The organism is Actinopolymorpha alba DSM 45243 (assembly GCF_000373925.1).
GTDB lineage: Bacteria > Actinomycetota > Actinomycetes > Propionibacteriales > Actinopolymorphaceae > Actinopolymorpha > Actinopolymorpha alba.
Genome location: NZ_KB892757.1, coordinates 98467 through 117861 on the forward strand (window position 1 = coordinate 98467; position 19395 = coordinate 117861).

Sequence of the window (19395 nt, forward strand, 5' to 3'; positions counted from 1 at the left end):
GGTTCCGCGTACCTCCTCGTCAACCCTGGCTTGCGCCAGGTTCGGACGTCCTAGAGCGGTCTGATGTCAAGTCCTCCGTCATCGGCCTCCACCAACGAATCCGGTGGCACCTCACGCCAACCGGCATCGTCGTCGTAGGGTTCGGACGCGATCACCACGAAGCTGTCGTCCTGCCGTACGAACAACGTGTCGCCGTACGCCGTTGCCGCGAGGCGTTCCCCATCAGTGGCGAGCAGGTTGAGCCGGCCCCCGCCGACCGCGTCGATCTCGCGAGCGGTCTGGGCAAGGCCGTCGCCGAGTTCGCCACCGGCCTCCCACTGGGCCACCGCGAGGCCGAACAGTATCGCCGAGTCGACCGGCGCCAGGGCGTCCGGAACCCACGCGACCTTGTCCCGCAGGGTTTTGCGGGCCAGCGGAAGGTCGTGAAGAACGCCGTTGTGGCTGAAGAGCCAGCGCCCGTGGGTGAACGGCGCGGTGCCTGACTCCTCGCACGGAAAGCCGGGCGTCGCCGAGCGCACCGCCGCGAGGACGCAGGTCGACTCGATCGTCGGCGCGAGGCTGGCGAACGACTGGTCGCTCCAGATCGGCTGGGCCCGGCGATAACGCACGGGTTCTGGCCGGCCGGCGACGTACCACCCGGTGCCGAACCCATCGACGTTGACCATCCCGAAACGTTGCCGGCGTGGCGCGTACGCCTGGGTGGCAAGGGAGTACGGCGGATCGAGGGCCAGCTCCTGGAGCGAGACGGGCTGACCGAGGTAGGCAAGGTGCCGGCACATCAGGCGTCCCGGGCGCAGCGGAAGCCGGCGAAGATCTGCCGGCGGATCGGATAGTCCCAGTTGCGGAAGGTCGTCCGGCAGGCCAGCGGATCCGTGGCCCAGGAGCCGCCGCGCAGCACCTTGTACGCCGTACCGAAGAAAACCTCGGAATACTCGCGGTACGGAAAGACGCAGAATCCCGGATGTCCAGTGAAGTCGGTCGCGGTCCATTCCCATACGTCACCGAGCATCTGCCGGGCGCCGACCGGAGACTCACCGGCCGGGAACGATCCCACGGGGGCGGGCCGGAAGCGTCCCTGGCCGAGATTCGCCCGCTCGGGTGTCGGGGGTTCGTCCCCCCAGGGGAACCTCCGCTTTGTCAGGCTGGCGGGGTCCCAGGAAGCGGCCTTCTCCCATTCGGCCTCGGTGGGCAGCCGTTTGCCCGCCCACCGGGCGTAGGCGTCGGCTTCGTACCAGCACACGTGCTGGACGGGTTCGTCTGGCGGCACCGGCTCGGGCCGCCCGAACCTCTCACGGAACCACTCGCCGCCTTCCCGCCGCCAGAATGCCGGTGAACGCTGACCGGTGCGGTTCCGCCATTCCCAGCCCTCGGTCGTCCACCATCGCGGGTCGTCGTACCCGCCGTCGGTGACGAAGGTGGCGTACTCACCGTTCGACACCGGCGTGGTGTCGATCCAGTACGCCGGAAGGTCACGGGTGTGCGCGGGACGCTCGTTGTCGTACGCCCAGGGGTCGGTGGAGGTCCCCATCAGGAACTCACCGGCCTCGACGTACACCTCGGGTGGCAGGATCTCGGGCCCGGTCGGTGGGGGCGGTGGTGCGGAGTCGGTGTCGGGGAGGACCGGCGCTCCCCGTCGTAGTTGGTGGGTGGCGAGCATCGTCTCGTCGTGCTGGTGCTCGTGCTGGACGACCATCCGGTAGACGAAACCACCGTCAAGGAGAGGTTGCTCCGGGGTCAGGCGGATCGAGTCGAGAGAGTCCAGAACCTTCCGGCGGACCAGCGAGATGTAGTCCCCGGCCTCGCGCGGCCGCAGCAGCGGCAGCGCGGGGCGCTCGGCTCGGGGATGCTCGAACGCGTCGTACAGGCTGTCGATCTCCGGTCGCATGGGATCGATGCCAGCGGCGGCGCGCAAGAGCCAGAGTTCCTCGTAGTTGCCGACGTGCGCGAGATCCCAGACCAGCGGTGACATCAGCCGCGAGTGTTGTGCGGTCAGTCCCGCGTCGTCCAGCACATCGGTGGTGAGTCCGAAGCTGCGGGTCCGGACCCGCTCGAGTTCCGCCGCGACGAAGGCCTTGAAGTCGTCACCGTCGATCATCTGGACACTCCCTTGGCGGAGAGGAGGACATTCGGACTCAGCTCGTCGTCGGCAGGGCAGCGCCGGCGTTCCACGTAGCGGTGCAGGAACGCCGCCACCAGATCGAGAAGCGCGGGATCGACCCGTTGCCTGCGCAGCGCGTCGAGCGCGGCGTCGAAGCAGTGCACCGCGGCCCGGGCAAGGCCCGGATGGTCCAGGCCGTGCCGGGCGGCGTCGAGCCAGGCGTCGGCCACCGACTCGGTGGCCGCCAGCGCCCGGTCGCCGGCCTGGACGTCATCGACGAGCGCGGTGAGCACGGCGACCGGCACCGGCCAGTTCGTCGTTGACTGCGCGTCGACGTACCTCACCTCGAACCACCCGCGCGGGCGTACCGGCGGAAACAGGGTGCTGAGGTGGTACGCCAGGTCGTCAAGCGTCGGGCGACCGTCCCCGTCCAGCCATTCCCGGAAGGTCATGCCGGGATCGGCAAGCCAGCGTTGCGATGCCGAACGCCGCACCATCACGGGGGCGTCCAGGGCGTACTCCGCCCATGCCGTCATTGGTTCGGATCCCGCGGGCCGGCGGGTGCGCCTGGGGTCGATGCGCTGCCAGACCGCTTGCCGGGTTGACTTCCATCCGGTCCGGCGTCCGGCGTGCAGTGGTGAGTTGGCGAACGCCGCGACCAGGGTGGGGCCGACGGCGTTCAGGATGTGCCAGCGGCGGGCCACGTCGACCGGGTCGCTGCCGGCGTCGAGATTGACCTGGACGGCTGCCGTGCTGCACATCATGATCCGGCCGTCCGGGCCACGCCGGTCGAAGTACGTTTCCATCGCCTTGTAGCGCGGATGGGTGAGTTGCCGGCGAGGTGGACGGTAAGGATCGATTGCGGTGGGTAGGAGGACAACGCCGGCGCCGGCAAGGACCCGCTCGACATGGTGGAGGTCGCACAACAGGTCCTGCCAGCAGGCGGCCACGCCGGAGGCGGGTGGCGAGCTGAGCTCCAGTTGCCCGCCGGGTTCGAAGGTGATGGCGCTGCCGCCTGGGGGTGGGCCGGCCTCATCCAGGAGTGCCTTCAGCAGATGGATGGGGACGGTCGCGCGAGCATCGGTTGCGGAGGCGACCAACCACTCGAGTTCCGCACCGACGGTTTGCGGGGGGCCGGTTTTGAAGCAGATGGTGCCGACGTATGTGTGAACGGCCTGACATGACCCGACTCGCGTCGTCCCGGCCATCTGGACCTCCCGACGGTAGCCCTCAGCAAGCCTCCCCTTGTCGGGCCGGTGTTTAACATCCGGTTGCGGCCAAGTCTGGGCTGTAGGTCGTGCACAGTAAGGGTTTCGCTGTGCACAGACTGCTACCAGTCGGGGGATCCCTCAGTTATCGGCGGCGTGTGGTTTGCGGCCTCTGCCGTTGGGCGGTTGCCATCTTGGCCTTGGCGCGGCGTTCGACGACGTAGGTGCCGGCTGCCACCACCGCGGCAACTGGCCACTCCACGACGCCGAGCGCGGCGATCACCGCGAGCCCGCCGAACCACAGCATCTGTCCGCCCCGTCCACTCATGTCCGGACGCGGAATGGGAAGCCGCAGCCTCGGGACGGAGATGTGCGAAACCTCCATGTGCGGCATGGTCGGGTGGGGAATGGGCACGGTGAGTTCCGCCGGTGCGCCGGCCGGCGCGCGCCGCTGCCGGGGTACCCCGGCAGCCCGTTTCTTCGCGGCCTGCCGAGTCGTACGCCGTGCTGTCGAAGGACGCTTGGCAGTCTGGCTACGCTTCGCCGTCTCCGTACGCTGAGTCGTTTCCGTCATCACTGCCCCCTTTCGTTCGAGTCTTGGGAGCGAGGGCTGTCGGATGTAGAGCCGAAGGTCCTGAGGGCGCGCTGGCGAAGGTTTGGCGGTCGTTCGACGCGCATTCACCTGGGCGCACCACTTCTGTTGTGTGCGACCCCTAGCGTCCAAGGTGAAAGTGAGTGACGTGTGAGAGGAGCGCGTGCGGTGGAAGCAATCTTCTACGCACTGGCGACCGCCGCGGTGGCAGCTCTGGTTGAGCTTGTCGTCAAGGAGATCTTTACGGTCGTACGCCGGCGGGTCATCCCGGCGTAAACCTGACTTTGTCCACGAGATCTCCGGAGTTGATGGTCGCCTTGGTTGACGACCATCAACTGGAGATCTCGCTATTTTTCGATCATCGACACACGTCTGAGATAGGTGCTAGCCGGCTTGGTGGGCGATCTGGATCAGGTTGCCGCAGGTGTCGTCGAGCACTGCCGTGGTCACCGGCCCCATGTCCGTGGGCTCCTGGGTGAAGCGCACCCCGAGCCCGCGCAGCCGCTCGTACTCCGCCCGTACATCGTCGACGGCGAAGGAAGTGAACGGGATGCCGTCGGCGACCAGCGCCTTCTTGAACGGCTTGACCGCCGGGTGGCCGCTGGGTTCGAGCAGGAGCTCGGTGCCATCCGGATTCTCCGGGGACACCACGGTCAGCCACCGGTCCTCGCCCAGCGGGATGTCGTGTTTCTTCACAAAACCCAACACCTCGGTGTAGAAGTGCAGCGCCTTCTCCTGGTCGTCAACGAGCACGCTCGCCAGGTTGATTCTCATGTCGATCCCTTTTCCTGTCTGTCTCGGCGCCGCTGCCAGGGCGGCCACCCGCGTCATTGTCGGGCTTCTTGAGCCACCGCTTGACGATCGGTTCGAGCGGTGTGGTGTTCATGTAGTGGAACTTGTACCGGCCCTCGCGGTTGGTCTCCACGAGACCCGCGGCCTCCAGAACGGCGAGGTGCTGCGAGATCGCCTGCCGTGACGAGCCAAGCCCGTGCTTGGTCGCCAGTCGCGCGCAGATCTCAAAGAGCGTCTGGCCGTTCCGGTCGGTCAGCTCGTCGAGGATCGTGCGACGCGTCGGATCGGCCAGGGCCTTGAAGACGTCATCCACACACAGACGTTATGCAAGCGGGTACTTGCCTGTCAACTCGGGCCACTGGGTACCGATTGCGGCTGGCCGCGGCACCCGTTGCGCCGGCCCCAGTCCCACTCCTTTGAAACGGGCGCCGAAGCCAGCTGATCGTGCGGCGGTTTAGAAGGGCGTGCCGGCTTCTTCTCTCGTGAGCCCTGTGCTGCTTGGGCTCATCCGGTTGGTGAGGTGGTCGGCGACGCTGCGGCGACCGGGTCCCTGTTGGTTGGGGTTTGCCTGTTGTGGGATTCGGCTACCTGGCAGCGGATCAGGGTCCACGTCGTAGGTGTGCCCGAGCGGGCTTTGTGCTCGCATGGTTCCCGACTCTTGGCGGGTCCACCACCAGCCGCCCTCATGCTTGGCCCGGTGGTGGCGTTTGCACAGCATCGCCAGGTTGCTCATGATGTCGGCAATCACCTCAGGCGAGACAGGTCCGAAGTCCTTCAGATCACCGGGCTCGTACCCGGCATCGCCAGCATCCTCGTCAGCCTGACCGCCGGCAGTGCCTTCATCCGTCTGGCCGGCCTGGCCGGCTGCTTTGAGCCAGGTGTCGAGTGGGGCGACGAGTTCGACCTTGACCGCCATGCCATTGGTGTCCAGATGCCGACCACATAGCAGGTCGAGGAAGACGTCGACTTCGATTTCGTCGAGGTAGCGGTCATCCCCACCGGCTTTGAGATGCTCGGTCATCTGCTTGATGAATGCCTTCGCTTGGGCGACTCTCTCCAGCGGTAGGTCGTGGCCGAAGATGCTCGCGGTCCCGTTGACGCCGGCGCTGAACTTGATGCGGCGTTCGCGTTTGGCTGCCTTCCGGCGTTCTTCGGCACCCACCGGATCCAGCGACACCACCTTCGCCTTCAACCGGCGCTCAATCTGCTGACGAGTTAACCCCGGCGCTTTCGACAGGAGCCACTCCTCGGCCTGGCGGGCAAGCTCGCCTGACAGGCAGCTGGTTTCGGAGGCGATCTCCCGCGCCTTGTTCACATCAATCCGACCCGCCTCAAGAGCGGCACGCGTACCAGGGAGGCGTGCGGTGAGGTCAAGCGCCAAACACAGCTCACGATCAGCCGAACCCGGCGCCAACGTCAACGCCGCACCGATCTCGACAGAGGCGAACTCGCTGCAGGTATCAAGGAGTTCTGGTGGCGCATCTTCGCCGCCCATCGGTGAGCGAGCGACGTACGCCATCGCGTCGTACATGCGGCACGACGCCCACGACACCTGACGCTGCCAGGCCTGCATCACCACGACCCGCGCGTAGCCGTTCACTGCATTCAAATCGATAGCCGCCAGCGTGGCGGCAAGCTCAGGACCCGGCGCGGCCTCAGCCAACGCCGACACATCAACATCCCCGTGATCGAACATGCATGCGACTCTACCATGAAGCGATCACCTTGCCGAGGCCGACAACCTCTTATCTGTAAGGCGATCCGTCAGCAGATCTGAGGTTACATCCGAGCTCCTAGAAGCTGGGCGCTGCCGTGCATCAGAGGCGTCGTCCGTCGGGTCAGCGATACGCAGACAGGCCCGTCAATGCTTCTCCCAGAACCAGAGTGTGGATCTCACTGGTGCCTTCGTACGTGAGGACAGATTCCAGGTTGTTCGCGTGCCGCAGAACGGGATACTCGAGCGAGATCCCGTTCGCGCCGAGGATGGTCCGCGCCGAACGCGCGATGGCGAGAGCGGCCCGCACGTTGTTGAGTTTGCCGAAGCTCACCTGCTCAGGTCGCAGGGCGTCGTTGTCCTTCAGGCGCCCGAGGTGAAGAGCGAGAAGGAGCCCCTTGTTGAGTTCCAGCGCCATCTCGACGAGTTTTTCCTGCGTGAGCTGGAAGGCTCCGATGGGTTTGCCGAACTGCGGGCGTTCCCGGGCGTAGCGTAGGGCGCTCTCGAAACACGTGCGGGCGGCCCCGAGTGCACCCCACACGATGCCGAAGCGTGCCTCGTTGAGGCAGCTCAGCGGTGCCCGCAGACCTTTGGCTTCGGGGAGTTGGGCGTCAAGCGGTAGTTGACAGTCGCTGAAGATCAGTTCCGACGTCACCGATGCGCGCAAGGAGAGCTTGCCGTGCAGGTCGCGGGTCGTGAACCCAGGAGTGTCCCGCGGCACACAGAATCCGCTGATGCCGTCGTCAGTACGCGCCCACACCACCGCGACATCCGCGATACCGCCGTTCGTGATCCACAGCTTCGTACCGTTGAGCACCCAGCCAGAAGCGTTACGCCGGGCCGTCGTACGCATGCCGGCGGGGTCGCTGCCATGGTCGGGTTCGGTGAGACCAAAACATCCCACGGCCGAACCCGCCGCCATCGCCGGCAGCCAGCGCTCCTTCTGCTCAGGCGATCCGTAACGCCACAAGGCATACATTGCCAGCGAGCCCTGGACAGAGACGAAACTGCGCAGGGCGCTGTCGGCCGCTTCCAGCTCCAGGCAGGCGAGTCCGTAGCTCACGGCGTTCGTTCCCGCGCAGCCGTACCCCGTCAGGTGCATACCAAGCAGACCGAGGTCGCCGAACGCGGGTACGAGCGCGCTCGGGAACGCCGCCTCCTCAAACCACCGTGCGAGGTGCGGCTCCGCCTTGTCGCGGAGGAACTGTCGTACAGCCTGCTGGATCGCGCGTTCCTCGTCGGTGAGGAGCGCACTGATGTCGAGGAGGTCAAGTGGATCCAGGGGCCGGCGGCTCGTCATGCCCCGATCCTCGTGCACTGTGCTGTTCCGGCCCCGCTCGGGCTTCGCCCGTCCGGGCCCACCCCCACCCCGGTATCGCGGGCGAACGGCACGGGCACCCCGCTTGTCCGTTGCTGACCGCGTGAAGGTGGGTATCCACGCCACGTGGACATCCAGGGGAGGAGCAAGGTCATGAGCAGGCGCTCGACGGACACGACCAGGGGAACGTACGCAGGCACGCGGGCGGGGTACGCCAGAAAGCGCCTGGTCGTACTCGTCGCCGTCGCCCTGCTCGGGCTGGTCACGGCCGGCTGCGGCGGCTCGTCCTCGCCGAATGCGGCGGGCACGGCGACCAGGACGGGACACCCCACCGCGACCCACGACCCGAGCGGCACCGCCACGCCCAGCGCCGCGGTCTGCGCGAAGGCGCGGGAGTTGAAGAAGTCGCTCACCGCTCTCCGCAACATCAACATCGCCGCCGTGGGCGCCGAGGGTGTGCGGCGCGCCATCTCCAAGGTGACGTCGGACCTGTCCGCTCTGAAGACCGTAGCCGCCGCGGAGTGGAAGACCCAGATCGCGGAGCTGTCCAGCGCACTCTCCGCCCTAGGAACGGCGATCGGTCATGCGGAAGGTACGGCAACGTCCTCACCCACGGTGGAGGGCATCGCGGCCGCCGCCCAGCGGGTGGCGACCGCCGCGCATTCGCTGGTGACGACGCTCTCCGCGCACTGTCCCGGCATGTGACGGCAGAGCCGGGGCGTACGACGGTCCACGGCCCGAGAAGTCCGGCCGCCGTCCGCTAGCTCGCCGGCGGTGGTCCGAGCAGGCGCTGGAGAATGCCCGGGTCACCTGGCCAGGCTTCGAGGAGTACGTCGCGTGGAACCGTCCGCGCGGCGTACCTCAGCGCCAGCGCCACCACGACCACGTCGTCCAGCGGCCCGATGACGGGAAGGAACTCCGGTATGAGGTCGATCGGCGACAGCAGCCAGAGCCCGGCGATCGCGATGGCGACCTTGGCCCGGCGTGGCACCCGTGGATCGCGCCGGAGCAGCCGCACTGTGGTGACGCAGTCGGGGATGAAGCGCACGAGGTCGCGCAGCGGACCCGGCGGCAGCCGGCGAGCGAGGAGGATCAGGACACCCCAGCTCGCCACCATGAGGAGTACGGCGATCAGCAGCGCACGCAGCCATCCGGTCACGGGCGTTCCTCTCGCTGCGATTCGGGGAAGCCGTGTGCGGCCTGATAGACCCGGTTGGCGTACGCCTCGAGGCGTTCGGCGCAGTCCTTGAGCCGCTGCTCGGCGCTGATCGCCGAGGGGAGAGCCAGGACGTCGCGCACCTTGAGGTCGCGAAACCAGCGGCGGAGCCGCTCGAGGCTCTGCTCCTCCTCCTCGAGCTCAGCCAGGGTGAGCTTGCCGAGGCGCTCCTCCTTGGCAAGCTCCGCCTCGAACTTCGCGCAGTCGGACACGAACTCTGCCCACTCCGCCTCGCGGGCGTCGGTGTAGGCCGCGACGAGGGCGGCGCCGCTCGGCTCGTCCCGACCGGTGACATCGAGCGCGAGGAGCTCGCCACCACCGCGCTCCGCCAGCGCTCGGGCCCGCTCGACCACGGGAAGGAACGCCGGGGTCGCGGGCAGCGCCCAGACTCCCGGGGCCAGGGACACAGCGCCCGCCCGGCGCAGCTCGCGCCAGACGGCCACGCGGTGCCGGGATGGTTCGGCGGCGAGCCGGACCACGATCACCACCCACCTCATGGACTGCTCCTTGATCCGTCGTTACTCGCCCGAGTGTAACCGGTGTTACTCCCAGGGTGGCATGCTAGGGAAGGAGGTGGACCCCGGCGGGTGGGGGTGGGCCCGGCGGGCGCAGCCCGTGCGGGGCCGGAACCACACTGGGGGTGGGCCTGGCGGGCGCAGCCCGTGCGGGGCCCGAACCACCCTGCGGAAAGGCGGTGCGAGCCGATGGGCGGTCTTGATCAGTGGCTGTCGACCGTGCCGGGCTGGGTCGTGCTGCTGGTCGCGTTCGCCTTCGTGTTCGCCGAGTCGGCCCTTTTCGCCGGCTTCGTCATCCCGGGCGAGACCGTCCTCCTGCTCGGCGGGGTGCTCGCCGGACTCGGGCACGTCAACGTCGTCGCGGTGGCGCTGTGCGGGATCGTCGGTGCCATTCTCGGCGACTCCGTGGGCTTCGAGATCGGCCGGCATCTGGGCCCGCGTCTCCGCACCGGCCGGCTGGGCCGGATCGTCAAGCCCACCCACTGGGAGCGGGCCGACGCGCTTGTCGCCCGTTACGGCGGCCGGTCGGTGTTCCTCGGGCGCTGGGTCAGCTTCGGCCGCGCGTTGGTGCCGGCGCTCGTCGGGGCCACCCGGATGCGCTACCCGAGGTTCCTCTTCTGGAACGCGCTCGGCGGAGCGACCTGGGCCGTCACCGTCACCGCGATCGGATACTTCGCGGGCGGGTCGTGGCGGCAGGTCGAGAAGATCTTCGGGCGCGCCATCCTGCTCGTCGCCCTCGCCCTGATCATCGTGGCGCTGGTCGTCGTCGGGGCGCGCTGGATCGCGCACCATCCCGACCGGGTGCGTTCATGGGGCCAGCGGGTCGCCGACCGTCCCTTCGTACGCCGCTGGCGGATGCGGTACGCCCGGCAACTCGGCTGGCTCGGACGGCGCTTCCGGCCGGGTTCCGCGCTCGGCCTCGAACTGACCGCGGGGCTCGTCCTGATCGTGCTGCTCGGGTGGGCGTTCGGGGCGGTCGTCCGCGACGTCGTCGTGGGTACGAAGGCCGAGCGGTTCGACGGGCCGGTTCTCGCCTGGCTGGCCGCCCACCGTGACCCGGAGCTGACCCAGCTGACGACCGTGGCGGCCGCCATCACGGGTACGTGGGGCGCGGTGGTGGTCGCCGTTGTCGGCGCCGGTCTGCTCGCCTGGCGGTGGCGGCGGTGGACGCCGCTCATCCTCACCGGCACGGCCTGGGGCGGTGCGTTGCTCGCGGCGCTCGCGGTGGCCGCCACGGTCGGCCGGACCGGGCCGCCGGCCGCGCAGGCGGCGATCCACCTGACTACCAGCACCGCGTCGTTCCCGGCCGTCGAGATCGCGGCGACGACCGCGGTGGTGGGCATGCTCGCCGCGTTGGTGAGCCTTCGCAGCCGGCGATGGTCGGTCGGCGTCACCTGCTGGGCCGCTGGCCTCCTGTGGGCCGGTGCGGCCGGGGCCGCGGCGCTGTACCTGGGCACGCACTGGATGACAGACGTGCTGGCCGGCTACGCGCTGGGCGCGGTCTGGGACGTGATCCTGCTGACGGCGTGGATGACCTTCGCTGGTCATCCGGCCGTCACTGGTCACGGCGCGCGTCAGGCGCGGGTTGCTCCTGAGGCTCCCGGCTATCGCCGAAGGCGTGGGTGAAGCTGTTCAGTGCGGCCGTCACCTCGCTGGGGATCACCCAGAAGGTGTTCCCCTGCCCCTGGGCGATCTGCGGAAGGACCTGGAGGTACTGATAGGCGAGCAGTTTGGGATCGGGGTCGTTGCGGTGGATGGCCGCGAAGACCGTGTCGACCGCCTTCGCCTGGCCTTCGGCCCGCAGGACCGCGGCCTGCTTCTCACCTTCGGCGGTGAGGATCGCGCCGCGCTTCTCACCCTCGGCGGTGAGGATTCGCGACTGCCGTATACCTTCGGCGGTGAGGATCGTCGCGCGCTTCTCCCGGTCGGCCCGCATCTGGCGTTCCATTGACTCCTTCACCGACGGCGGTGGGTCGATGGCCTTCAGCTCCACCCGGTTGACCCGGATTCCCCATTTGCCGGAGGCTTCGTCGAGGACACCGCGCAGGGTGCTGTTGATGTGTTCCCGTGAGGTCAGGGTCTTTTCCAGGTCGATGCCACCGATCACGTTCCGCAGGGTGGTGACGGTGAGCTGCTCGATGGCCTGGATGTAGTTGGCGATCTCGTACGCCGCCGCGCGGGGATCGGTCACCTGGAAATAGAGCACGGTGTCGATGTGCACCACCAGGTTGTCCTCGGTGATGACGGGGCGGGGTTCGAACGACACCACCTGTTCCCGTAGGTCGATCAACGGGCGTACCCGATCGATGAACGGGATCACGATGTTCAGACCTGGCCCGAGGGTGCGGTAGTAGCGGCCCAGGCGTTCGACGTTACCGGCGCGTGCCTGCGGGACGATCCGGACGGTCTTCAGACCGACGATGATCACGACGAGCGCGAGTACGAGCCACGCGATCAATTCGCCCATGGCTCCTCCTGAGGATGCACGAGTGCTGTGGCCCCCTCGATCGCGAAGACGTCGACCGTTGCGCCGGCAGGGATCACGAGCGAGGAGTCGTAGGGGCGGGCGGTCCATTCCTCGCCGCCGATCCGGACCCGCCCGGTGTGCCGTGAGACTTCGGAGAGGACCAGCGCCTCGCGCCCGACGAGTGCGGCCGTGCCGGACCGCATCACCGGGACCTTCCGCAGTGCGTGTTGGGCGAGGGGACGCACGAAGACAATGAGGAGTACCGCGCTCACCGCAAAGGCCACGAACTGGAACGCCGCTCCCAAACCAAGGGCGGCCACCAGCATCGCGACGATCGCCGCCGCGGAAACCAGAGCAAGGTAGAGGGTAAGGCTCAGCAGCTCGGCGATTCCGAGCGCCATCGCCACGATCAACCAGACGACCCACGCATCCATAACTCACCTGCTCATAGGTCGTGCCCAGGCCCACTTATGACCGTAGCTCTGATCGCTTCGAGTAGGAGCAAGAACAGGCTGCGGAAATCCCGGCGGAAAGGCGCCCAGTCGGTGGGGGAGTGGGACTTTGGTCCCCAGAAGGGCGTCCATTGGGCGAAAGCACCACCTACTTCGCTGCGCCAAGCGTCCGCGGCGTGAATGACTGGCAGGCAGAAAAACTGACCGACACCGGGAGGTCGCCTTGTCCGTACCCGGTGCGTTCCTCGCACTGGCTGTCGTCGTGGTGCCGATGCTCGTGCCTCTGTCCGGCCCACCCGGTCGTGCGGTCGCCGCATTGGGCGTTCCCGCCAGCCAGGAAGCCATCTCGACCAACACCCTTCTGGTGTCGGAGCTCCCCGCGGCGAATGGCGGGCAGTTCTTCACGGTCCTGCGCCTTCCACCGGTGCGGGTCGCGGCGGGGCAGCCGATGTACCTGCAAGCTCGACTTGCGGCCCGCAGCAACGTTCCCCGCGGACCGCTGATGGAGATGCGCACCATCTGTCCCGGCGCCGGCGGATCCCCGACGACGGACCGGAACCACGACGGCCAGGCGTACGGCGTGGAAAGCGAGACGGGGCGCTGGCTGATGGTGCCGCCCGCCACGGGCACCTTCACCTGCGAGCTGCGGGGACGAGCCGCCACGTCCCTCGATCCCGCCGTCGCCAAGCTGATCCTTGATCCACGGCTGACGGTGTTGTCGATGGTCGCGGCGAACCCTGGCGCCACCCAGTGGACCGACCCCGTCAACAGGTGTGTGGGAACGGTGCCGGATCCGACCGTGCCGCAGTGCGTGGTGGCCCGGCCGATCGCGAACGTCTTACAGAAGACCGTGCCGTTGCCGTCGAGTGCGACGTACGCCAACGTGGGTGCCGATGTGCAGCTGAGCCGTGAGTACGGCGCGTTCCCCGGCGGGAACGCGATGGTACGCCTGAGCCTGCGAGCGACGCCGGTGGATGTGAACGAAGTCGCGTGCGCGCCCCGGCGGGAAACGATGGCCACGCAGACGATCACCTCGAACCTGCACCATGTCAAGGTCAACCTGACACTCACGAAGGTCGGGGTCAACCAGAGCGGGACGTGCGGCCGGTCGCTGAAGGTCGGCGTCGTGGTGGCGAGCCTCGTGGGTAATCCGGTCACCATCCACAACAGCGCCTACTCCAACGCGTTCCTCCTTCCTGCGTGACCTTCCCGGGCAGCTCAGTGCGGGCGGACGCGCGGGTCGAGGACGGCGTAGGCGAGGTCCACGAGGAGGTTGGCGATGATCACCGCGGTGGCGGCGAAGATCACGATGCCGATGATGACGGGCAGGTCCTGCTGGTTGATCGCGTCGACCGCGGTCTTGCCCAACCCGTCGATACTGAACACCGTCTCGGTCACGACAACGCCGCCGACCAGTTGGCCGAGGTCGATACCGAACTGCGTGACCACCGGTGTGAGTGCGCTCCGCAGCCCGTGCCGGTAGACCACCCGGCGTTCGGTGAGGCCCTTGGCGCGGGCGGTCCGGATGTAGTCCTCGCCGAGCACGTCGAGCATGGAGCCGCGGGTGAGCCGGGTGTACGTCGCCGCGAGAACCAGCGCGAGGGTGAGCCACGGCAGGATGAGATGCCGGAACCACTCCACCGGATTCTCCGTCAGCGGGATGTATCCGCCGGCCGGAAAGACGGGAAACCCGGCGAGGGACAGCTGGAAGTAGAGGAAGAACAGCAGTAACAGGCCGAGCAGGAAGGTCGGCATCGAGTAGAAGAACAACGCGAAGCCGGTGAGGGCCCGGTCGGCGACCGAGCGGGGGTGCACGGCAGAAACGACGCCGTTCAGGACGCCGAGGAGCATCCAGATGACGGCCGCACCGACCGCGAGCGAGACCGTCGCCGGCAACGCCTGCGTGATGATCGTCGTGACCGGAACCTGATGGTAGTAGTCGTACCCGAGATTTCCGTGCAGTGCGTTCCACAGGAAGGTCAGGTACTGCTTCCACACCGGCTGGTCGAGACCCAACCGCTGTTGGATCAGCGCGATGGTTTCCGGGGTCGCCTGGCGGCCGGCCAGGGTCCGGGCGACGTCGTTGGGCGCGACGAAGAAGATCGCGAACACCATCATCGTGATGAGGAGCAGAACGATCGCTCCGAGGAAGACCCGGCGGATCAGGAAGCGCGCCATTCTCAGTCCCTGCGTTTCTTCAGCGTGCGCGAGTGCATCCGACTACCGGCGATCCGAGCCGGGATCGAAGGCGTCCCGGACTCCGTCGCCCAGGAGGTTGAAGGCCAGCGTGGTGATCACCAACGCGGCGCCAGGAAAGACGATGAACCACCACGCGACCTGGTAGTAGCTGATCGCGTCGTTCAGCATGCCGCCCCAGGTGGGCGTCGGTGGGGGTACGCCGAGGCCGAGAAACGACAGCGTGGCCTCGATGACGATGACCGTCGGGATCAGCAGGGTCGTGTAGACGATGACCGGCGCCATGACGTTCGGGAGTACGTCGACGAACATGATCCGCCAGTCGCTCGCTCCGAGCGACCTGGCAGCCTCGACGAATTCCCGCTCCCGTATGGACAGCACCTGTCCCCGGACGATCCGGGCTACCGCGGCCCAACTGAACGCACTGATCGCGATGATCGCGACGGCAAGGCTCGGCCCGGTGATCGACACCAGCGCGATCGCGAAGAGCAGGAAGGGAAACGACAGGACGACGTCGACCAGGCGAGCGAGCACCGTGTCGACGATCCCGCCGAAGTACCCGGCCGCGAGCCCCACGAGGATGCCGATCGCGACGGTGATGAGGGTGGCGACCACGCCGACGAGTAACGAGATCCGGGCGCCGTAGGCGATCCGTACGAGGATGTCGCGGCCGAGGTCGTCGGTGCCGAGCCAGAACTCCGCGCTCGGTGGCATCGGAAGGCCATCAGGTGTGAGGCCGGTGGTGCGGTACTGCGTGTCGACGCCGTGCCCGGTGAGCAGCGTGAACACCGGCGCGAAGATCGCGGCCAGGAAGATCAACACGATAACAACGAAGGACCCGATCGCCACCCGGTCACGACGCAGCCGTTCCCACGCCAGCAGCCAGGGCCCGCGCCCCTCGATCGAACGAACCGGCTGCTCGGTCTCGAGCTCGCTGCTGTGTGGATCCAGCCCCTCACGGGCTTCGCCCGTTCGGGCCCGCCCCCACCTCACGGTCGTTCTCCGTTCGCAGCGGACAGGCGCTCGCCCGGCTGGACTGGGAAGTGGCACGCGGCGCGGTGATCCTCTTCGTCGCCGTTCCGGGAGACGAGCGCCGGCTCCTCGCCGGCGCAGCGGTCCTGCGCCTTGGGGCAGCGGGGGTGGAACCTGCAGCCGGCTGGCGGGTTGATCGGTGAGGGCACCTCGCCGCGCAGGATGATGCGTTCCCGCCGGTCGGAGAGTTCGGGATCGGGGATGGGAATCGCCGACAGCAACGCCGCCGTGTAGGGATGGCGCGGCGTCGCGTGCAGGGACTCGACGTCAGCGACCTCGGCGATCTTGCCGAGGTACATCACCGCCACCCGGTCGCTCACGTGGCGCACCACCGAGAGGTCGTGCGCGATGAAGACGTACGTGAGGTTGAACTCCGCCTGCAGATCGGCGAGCAGGTTGATGATCTGCGCCTGGATCGACACGTCCAGCGCCGAGACCGGCTCGTCACAGACGATGAGCCTGGGACGCAGGGCGAGCGCCCGGGCGACGCCGATCCGCTGCCGCTGCCCACCGGAGAACTCCGCTGGAAACCGGTTGTAGTGCTCGGGATTGAGCCCCACGAGTTCCATCAGTTCCTGGACGCGGCGCTTGCGATCAGTGCCCTCGCCGACGCCGTGGATCGCGTACGGATCACCGATGATCGAGCCGACCCGGCGGCGGGGGTTGAGCGATCCGTACGGGTCCTGGAAGATCATCTGGATCTCCCGCCGCACCGGCCTCAGGTCCCGCTGCGACATCTGCGTGATGTCGACCCCGTCGAAGATCACCCGCCCAGAAGTGACGTCGTGGAGGCGGGTCATACAACGGGCGAGCGTGGACTTACCGGAGCCGGTCTCGCCCACGAGCCCGAGGGTCTCGCCCGCGCGGACCCGCAGGCTCACACCGTCGACCGCCTTCACGTGTTCGCGTTCTCTGCGGAAGAGGCGGTCGGAGGCGAGCGGAAACCACTTGCGGACATCGTCGAGCTCGAGCAGGACGTCGGTCACCGGGATCCCCTCGCCTCCGCCGTAACGCCGGCATCGGCGCGCGCGCCCTCCCGCCCCGCCGGGTCGGTCGGCAGCCAACACGCGGACAGGTGGGCCTCGTCGCCGTAGACCGGACGCAGGGGCGGCACGTCCGTACGACAGCGCTCGAAGGCGTACGGGCAGCGCGGATGGAACGGGCAGCCCTTCGGTAACCGGATCAGGCTCGGAGGGCTGCCGGGGATCGGCCGCAGCCGCCGGCGTACGTCCTGCTCGGAGGGCAGCGAGCCCAGCAGCCCTTCGGTGTAAGGGTGATGGAAGCGGTAGAACAGCTCCCGCCGCCCGGACCGCTCCATGACCGTGCCGGCGTACATCACGACCACCTCGTCGGCCACCTCCGCGACCACGCCGAGGTCGTGGGTGATGAGGATGATCGCGGTCCCGAACTCCCGCTGCAGGTCCGCCATCACCTGCAGCACCTGCGCCTGCACAGTGACATCCAGCGCCGTGGTGGGCTCGTCGGCGATGAGCAGCTCCGGACCCAACGCCATGGCCATCGCGATCAGGGCGCGCTGCCGCATCCCGCCAGAGAACTGATGCGGGTAGTCGTCGACCCGGCGTTCGGCATGCGGGATGCCGACCCGCCGGAGCAGGTCGACAGCCCGGTCCCGGCCCTCGGCACGGCTCACCGAGCCGTCGTGGGCGCGGATCATCTCCACGATCTGCCAGCCGATCCGGTAGTACGGATGCAGGCTCGACAGGGAGTCCTGGAAGATCATGCCGATCCGGGCACCCCGGATGCGGCGGAGCTCCTCGGCGTTCATCGTCAACAGGTCCTTGCCGGCGAAGGTCGCCCGGCCACTGACCTCGGCGCCGCGGACCAGGCCCACGATCGCCTGCGTCGACACGCTCTTGCCAGAGCCGGACTCGCCGACGATGGCGAGCGTCTTGCCCTTCGCGAGGTCGAAGGAAACCCCGCGCACCGCCCGGACCACGCCGTCGTGCGTCCGGAACGACACCCGCAGGTCCTCGACCGCGAGCAGCGGGGGCGAGGAGTCAGCTGCCGCCACCGCCACCTCAGCCGCCCTGCTTGCCCGGTTGCAGCCAGACGTTCGTCGGGTCGAAGTTCTGGATCGCCGGGATGTAGACGGCGTTGCGTACCTGCGCGGCGTGGTAGTTGGGCTGCTTGGGGTTGGTGATCGGATAGAACGCCGCGTCCTTCATCACCTGCTGGTCCGCCTTGGCCCACGCGCTCTCGGCACCCGCCGTCGTCGTCGCCGTGGACGCCTGCTGGATCAGCTTGTTGGTCGTCGGACTGTTGTAGAAGCCGAAGTTGCTTCCAGCCGGCGGGAACGACGGTGCGCCGGAGAACAACGGCGCGAAGTACGACAGGGCGGCGTTGCCGTACCAGTCAGGCGCCCAGCCGGCCAGCGCGAGGTCCCACACGCCGCGCTTGGCGACACTCGGCACCTGGAGGTACTTCGTGTAGAAGTCGGCGTTTGGCACCGCCACGCTCTGGACGTTGATACCGGCGGCCTTGAGGTCCTGCTGCACCGTCGCGAACGTCTTGCGGTTGCCCTCGGACGCGTTGCGGTACAGCAGTTTCAGGGTCAGGCCGTTGGGGTAACCCGCCGCCTTCAGCAGCTGCTTGGCCTTCGCGGGGTTGGTGGGGTAGGGGTCGATGTTCTTGCTCCCCAGGATGTTCGACGGGAGCACGTGCGTGAGCGGTTCGTTGATCTTCGGGCCACCGAGTGCCTGGATGATGTGCGCGCGGTTGAGGGCGTACATCAGGGCCTGCCGAACGCCCGGTTTGGTCAGCGCGCCGCGGTTTGTGGTCGACACCGTGTTGAAGACGATGTACGGGTTTGACGAACCGGTGATGCCGAGGTTGAGGTTCGGGTCCTTCCGGGCGATCAGCGCCGGCAGCCGCGACGGGGGCGGGAAGTTGTCCCACTCCATGTCGGCCGAGGGGGAACCCGTCTCGAGCTGTTGCTGGGCGGATTCCTGGCTCACGGTCTGGTCGACCACCACCTGGTCGACGTACGCCTTGCGAACGGGGTCGGAGGCGGGGTCCCACGCCTTGTTGCGATCGAACACGATCTTCTTGGTGGGCGTGTAGCTCTTGATCTGGTAAGGCCCGTCGGAAAGGCTGTTCCGTGCCAGTTCGAGGCTTGCCGGAAGGTATTTCAGGGATTCCACCGGAGCGGGAGAGAACGCCGGCAGGGTCAGCATGTCGACGAAGTACGTCGCGGGGTGGGCCAGCTTGAAGACCACCGTGGTGTCGTTCTTCGCCTGCACGCCGGAGATCTTGTGCGTGTTGACGTAGTCGGCGATGGCCTTCGCGTTCGGAGGAACTTTCGCGAATCCAGAGCAGAACGTCGAATAGCCGACAATCAGGTCAGCGAAGTCGGGCGTGCCACCAAAAGGCTGGACGGGGTTGCAGGTGCGCTTGAGTCCCCGGATCAGGTCCTCGGCGGTTACCTGCCGGGCCGGCGAGCTGTTCCATTTCGCGCCCTGCCGGATCGTGATCGTGTACGTCTTGCCGTCGGCGCTCACGCCGCCGTTCGCCTGGGTGGGGATGTCCTTCGCCAGGTCCGGAACCGCCGAGGTGGCCTTACTCGCGTCGGCTGGATAGGTGAAGAGCTGCCGGCTCCACATCCGCAGGCCCAGGTAGCCGATCGAGTAATAGCTGATGTTCGGGTCCATGTAGTCGACGTCGCCGGAGCCGAGCATGTTGAGCGTTCCGCCCTTGGCGGGCTGGCCCGAATTCGACCCTGACTGCGCGGGCGGTACTGTTCCTGTACAGGCAGTGGCGATCAGGGCGACAGCGCAC

Annotated in this window: 20 protein-coding genes; 3 read left to right on the forward strand and 17 right to left on the reverse strand. The window is 67.7% G+C overall.

What is annotated here, in order from left to right:
* Positions 1 to 50 precede the first annotated feature (50 nt).
* The 8 genes from egtC to B141_RS0118085 all read right to left on the reverse strand — a co-directional run bounded on the left by egtC (position 51) and on the right by B141_RS0118085 (position 7704).
* Complete coding sequence (gene egtC, locus B141_RS0118045; protein ID WP_020576584.1) at positions 51 to 779, reverse strand: ergothioneine biosynthesis protein EgtC; 729 nt, start codon at positions 777 to 779, stop codon at positions 51 to 53.
* Positions 779 to 2095 carry an ergothioneine biosynthesis protein EgtB gene (gene egtB / locus B141_RS0118050; protein WP_020576585.1) on the reverse strand — a complete coding sequence of 439 codons (1317 nt, stop codon included), beginning with the start codon at positions 2093 to 2095 and terminating at the stop codon, positions 779 to 781. The genes egtC and egtB overlap by 1 nt, the downstream gene beginning before the upstream one ends.
* Complete coding sequence (gene egtA, locus B141_RS0118055; protein WP_020576586.1) at positions 2092 to 3306, reverse strand: ergothioneine biosynthesis glutamate--cysteine ligase EgtA; 1215 nt, start codon at positions 3304 to 3306, stop codon at positions 2092 to 2094. The genes egtB and egtA overlap by 4 nt, the downstream gene beginning before the upstream one ends.
* Before the next feature lie 145 nt (positions 3307 to 3451).
* Complete coding sequence (locus B141_RS50760; RefSeq protein WP_202805824.1) at positions 3452 to 3880, reverse strand: hypothetical protein; 429 nt, start codon at positions 3878 to 3880, stop codon at positions 3452 to 3454.
* A 402-nt stretch (positions 3881 to 4282) separates the two neighbouring features.
* Positions 4283 to 4672, reverse strand: a complete 390-nt coding sequence (locus B141_RS0118070; RefSeq protein WP_026257332.1) for a VOC family protein — start codon at positions 4670 to 4672, stop codon at positions 4283 to 4285.
* On the reverse strand, positions 4641 to 5003 hold the full coding sequence (locus B141_RS0118075; RefSeq protein ID WP_020576590.1) for an ArsR/SmtB family transcription factor: 363 nt from the start codon (positions 5001 to 5003) through the stop codon (positions 4641 to 4643). Before B141_RS0118075 ends, B141_RS0118070 begins: the two co-directional genes overlap by 32 nt.
* A 141-nt stretch (positions 5004 to 5144) precedes the next feature.
* Positions 5145 to 6386 (reverse strand): DUF222 domain-containing protein, encoded by a 1242-nt coding sequence (locus tag B141_RS0118080; protein ID WP_020576591.1) that lies wholly within the window; start codon positions 6384 to 6386, stop codon positions 5145 to 5147.
* A 142-nt stretch (positions 6387 to 6528) separates the two neighbouring features.
* Positions 6529 to 7704, reverse strand: coding sequence for an acyl-CoA dehydrogenase family protein (locus B141_RS0118085; protein WP_020576592.1), 1176 nt, complete (start codon positions 7702 to 7704; stop codon positions 6529 to 6531).
* Positions 7705 to 7875: 171 nt separating this feature from the next.
* Between B141_RS0118085 and B141_RS0118090 the strand changes: the two genes are divergently transcribed.
* Complete coding sequence (locus B141_RS0118090) at positions 7876 to 8427, forward strand: hypothetical protein (protein WP_020576593.1); 552 nt, start codon at positions 7876 to 7878, stop codon at positions 8425 to 8427.
* 55 nt (positions 8428 to 8482) lie between these two features.
* On the opposite strand, the gene B141_RS0118095 is transcribed toward B141_RS0118090, so the two are convergent.
* Together B141_RS0118095 and B141_RS0118100 are read right to left on the reverse strand one after the other, a co-directional pair.
* On the reverse strand, positions 8483 to 8881 hold the full coding sequence (locus B141_RS0118095) for a YkvA family protein (protein ID WP_020576594.1): 399 nt from the start codon (positions 8879 to 8881) through the stop codon (positions 8483 to 8485).
* Positions 8878 to 9435, reverse strand: coding sequence for a Chromate resistance protein ChrB (locus tag B141_RS0118100; protein ID WP_020576595.1), 558 nt, complete (start codon positions 9433 to 9435; stop codon positions 8878 to 8880). Before B141_RS0118100 ends, B141_RS0118095 begins: the two co-directional genes overlap by 4 nt.
* 207 nt (positions 9436 to 9642) lie before the next feature.
* Between B141_RS0118100 and B141_RS0118105 the strand changes: the two genes are divergently transcribed.
* Positions 9643 to 11079 carry a VTT domain-containing protein gene (locus B141_RS0118105; protein ID WP_020576596.1) on the forward strand — a complete coding sequence of 479 codons (1437 nt, stop codon included), beginning with the start codon at positions 9643 to 9645 and terminating at the stop codon, positions 11077 to 11079.
* Here B141_RS0118105 and B141_RS41365 read toward each other — a convergent pair.
* Together B141_RS41365 and B141_RS0118115 are read right to left on the reverse strand one after the other, a co-directional pair.
* Positions 11009 to 11920: an SPFH domain-containing protein gene (locus B141_RS41365; RefSeq protein ID WP_020576597.1), complete on the reverse strand. Its 912-nt coding sequence runs from the start codon at positions 11918 to 11920 to the stop codon at positions 11009 to 11011. The genes B141_RS0118105 and B141_RS41365 overlap by 71 nt on opposite strands.
* Positions 11908 to 12354 (reverse strand): NfeD family protein, encoded by a 447-nt coding sequence (locus B141_RS0118115; RefSeq protein WP_020576598.1) that lies wholly within the window; start codon positions 12352 to 12354, stop codon positions 11908 to 11910. The genes B141_RS41365 and B141_RS0118115 overlap by 13 nt, the downstream gene beginning before the upstream one ends.
* Positions 12355 to 12595: 241 nt before the next feature.
* Between B141_RS0118115 and B141_RS0118120 the strand changes: the two genes are divergently transcribed.
* Positions 12596 to 13576: a hypothetical protein gene (locus B141_RS0118120; RefSeq protein WP_020576599.1), complete on the forward strand. Its 981-nt coding sequence runs from the start codon at positions 12596 to 12598 to the stop codon at positions 13574 to 13576.
* A 14-nt stretch (positions 13577 to 13590) separates the two neighbouring features.
* Here the strand turns inward: B141_RS0118120 and B141_RS0118125 are convergent, their stop codons facing one another.
* The 5 genes from B141_RS0118125 to B141_RS0118145 are packed head-to-tail and all read right to left on the reverse strand — an operon-like array spanning position 13591 to position 19295.
* Positions 13591 to 14550 (reverse strand): ABC transporter permease, encoded by a 960-nt coding sequence (locus B141_RS0118125; protein ID WP_020576600.1) that lies wholly within the window; start codon positions 14548 to 14550, stop codon positions 13591 to 13593.
* 42 nt (positions 14551 to 14592) lie between these two features.
* Positions 14593 to 15561, reverse strand: coding sequence for an ABC transporter permease (locus B141_RS0118130; protein ID WP_020576601.1), 969 nt, complete (start codon positions 15559 to 15561; stop codon positions 14593 to 14595).
* Positions 15558 to 16586 carry an ABC transporter ATP-binding protein gene (locus B141_RS0118135; RefSeq protein ID WP_020576602.1) on the reverse strand — a complete coding sequence of 343 codons (1029 nt, stop codon included), beginning with the start codon at positions 16584 to 16586 and terminating at the stop codon, positions 15558 to 15560. The genes B141_RS0118130 and B141_RS0118135 overlap by 4 nt, the downstream gene beginning before the upstream one ends.
* Entirely contained in the window at positions 16583 to 17632 is a 1050-nt protein-coding gene (locus B141_RS0118140; RefSeq protein ID WP_020576603.1) for an ABC transporter ATP-binding protein, read from the reverse strand. The genes B141_RS0118135 and B141_RS0118140 overlap by 4 nt, the downstream gene beginning before the upstream one ends.
* 7 nt (positions 17633 to 17639) lie before the next feature.
* On the reverse strand, positions 17640 to 19295 hold the full coding sequence (locus B141_RS0118145; RefSeq protein WP_020576604.1) for an ABC transporter substrate-binding protein: 1656 nt from the start codon (positions 19293 to 19295) through the stop codon (positions 17640 to 17642).
* Positions 19296 to 19395 lie beyond the last annotated feature (100 nt).

What these genes read in the sequence shown, in the direction of transcription:
- egtC (WP_020576584.1), bottom strand. Translation starts at nt 779, where the DNA reads ATGTGCCGGCACCTTGCCTACCTCGGTCAGCCCGTCTCGCTCCAGGAG.
- egtB (WP_020576585.1), bottom strand. Translation starts at nt 2,095, where the DNA reads ATGATCGACGGTGACGACTTCAAGGCCTTCGTCGCGGCGGAACTCGAG.
- egtA (WP_020576586.1), bottom strand. Translation starts at nt 3,306, where the DNA reads ATGGCCGGGACGACGCGAGTCGGGTCATGTCAGGCCGTTCACACATAC.
- B141_RS50760 (WP_202805824.1), bottom strand. Translation starts at nt 3,880, where the DNA reads ATGACGGAAACGACTCAGCGTACGGAGACGGCGAAGCGTAGCCAGACT.
- B141_RS0118070 (WP_026257332.1), bottom strand. Translation starts at nt 4,672, where the DNA reads ATGAGAATCAACCTGGCGAGCGTGCTCGTTGACGACCAGGAGAAGGCG.
- B141_RS0118080 (WP_020576591.1), bottom strand. Translation starts at nt 6,386, where the DNA reads ATGTTCGATCACGGGGATGTTGATGTGTCGGCGTTGGCTGAGGCCGCG.
- B141_RS0118085 (WP_020576592.1), bottom strand. Translation starts at nt 7,704, where the DNA reads ATGACGAGCCGCCGGCCCCTGGATCCACTTGACCTCCTCGACATCAGT.
- B141_RS0118090 (WP_020576593.1), top strand. Translation starts at nt 7,876, where the DNA reads ATGAGCAGGCGCTCGACGGACACGACCAGGGGAACGTACGCAGGCACG.
- B141_RS0118100 (WP_020576595.1), bottom strand. Translation starts at nt 9,435, where the DNA reads ATGAGGTGGGTGGTGATCGTGGTCCGGCTCGCCGCCGAACCATCCCGG.
- B141_RS0118105 (WP_020576596.1), top strand. Translation starts at nt 9,643, where the DNA reads ATGGGCGGTCTTGATCAGTGGCTGTCGACCGTGCCGGGCTGGGTCGTG.
- B141_RS41365 (WP_020576597.1), bottom strand. Translation starts at nt 11,920, where the DNA reads ATGGGCGAATTGATCGCGTGGCTCGTACTCGCGCTCGTCGTGATCATC.
- B141_RS0118115 (WP_020576598.1), bottom strand. Translation starts at nt 12,354, where the DNA reads ATGGATGCGTGGGTCGTCTGGTTGATCGTGGCGATGGCGCTCGGAATC.
- B141_RS0118125 (WP_020576600.1), bottom strand. Translation starts at nt 14,550, where the DNA reads ATGGCGCGCTTCCTGATCCGCCGGGTCTTCCTCGGAGCGATCGTTCTG.
- B141_RS0118145 (WP_020576604.1), bottom strand. Translation starts at nt 19,295, where the DNA reads ATGCTCGGCTCCGGCGACGTCGACTACATGGACCCGAACATCAGCTAT.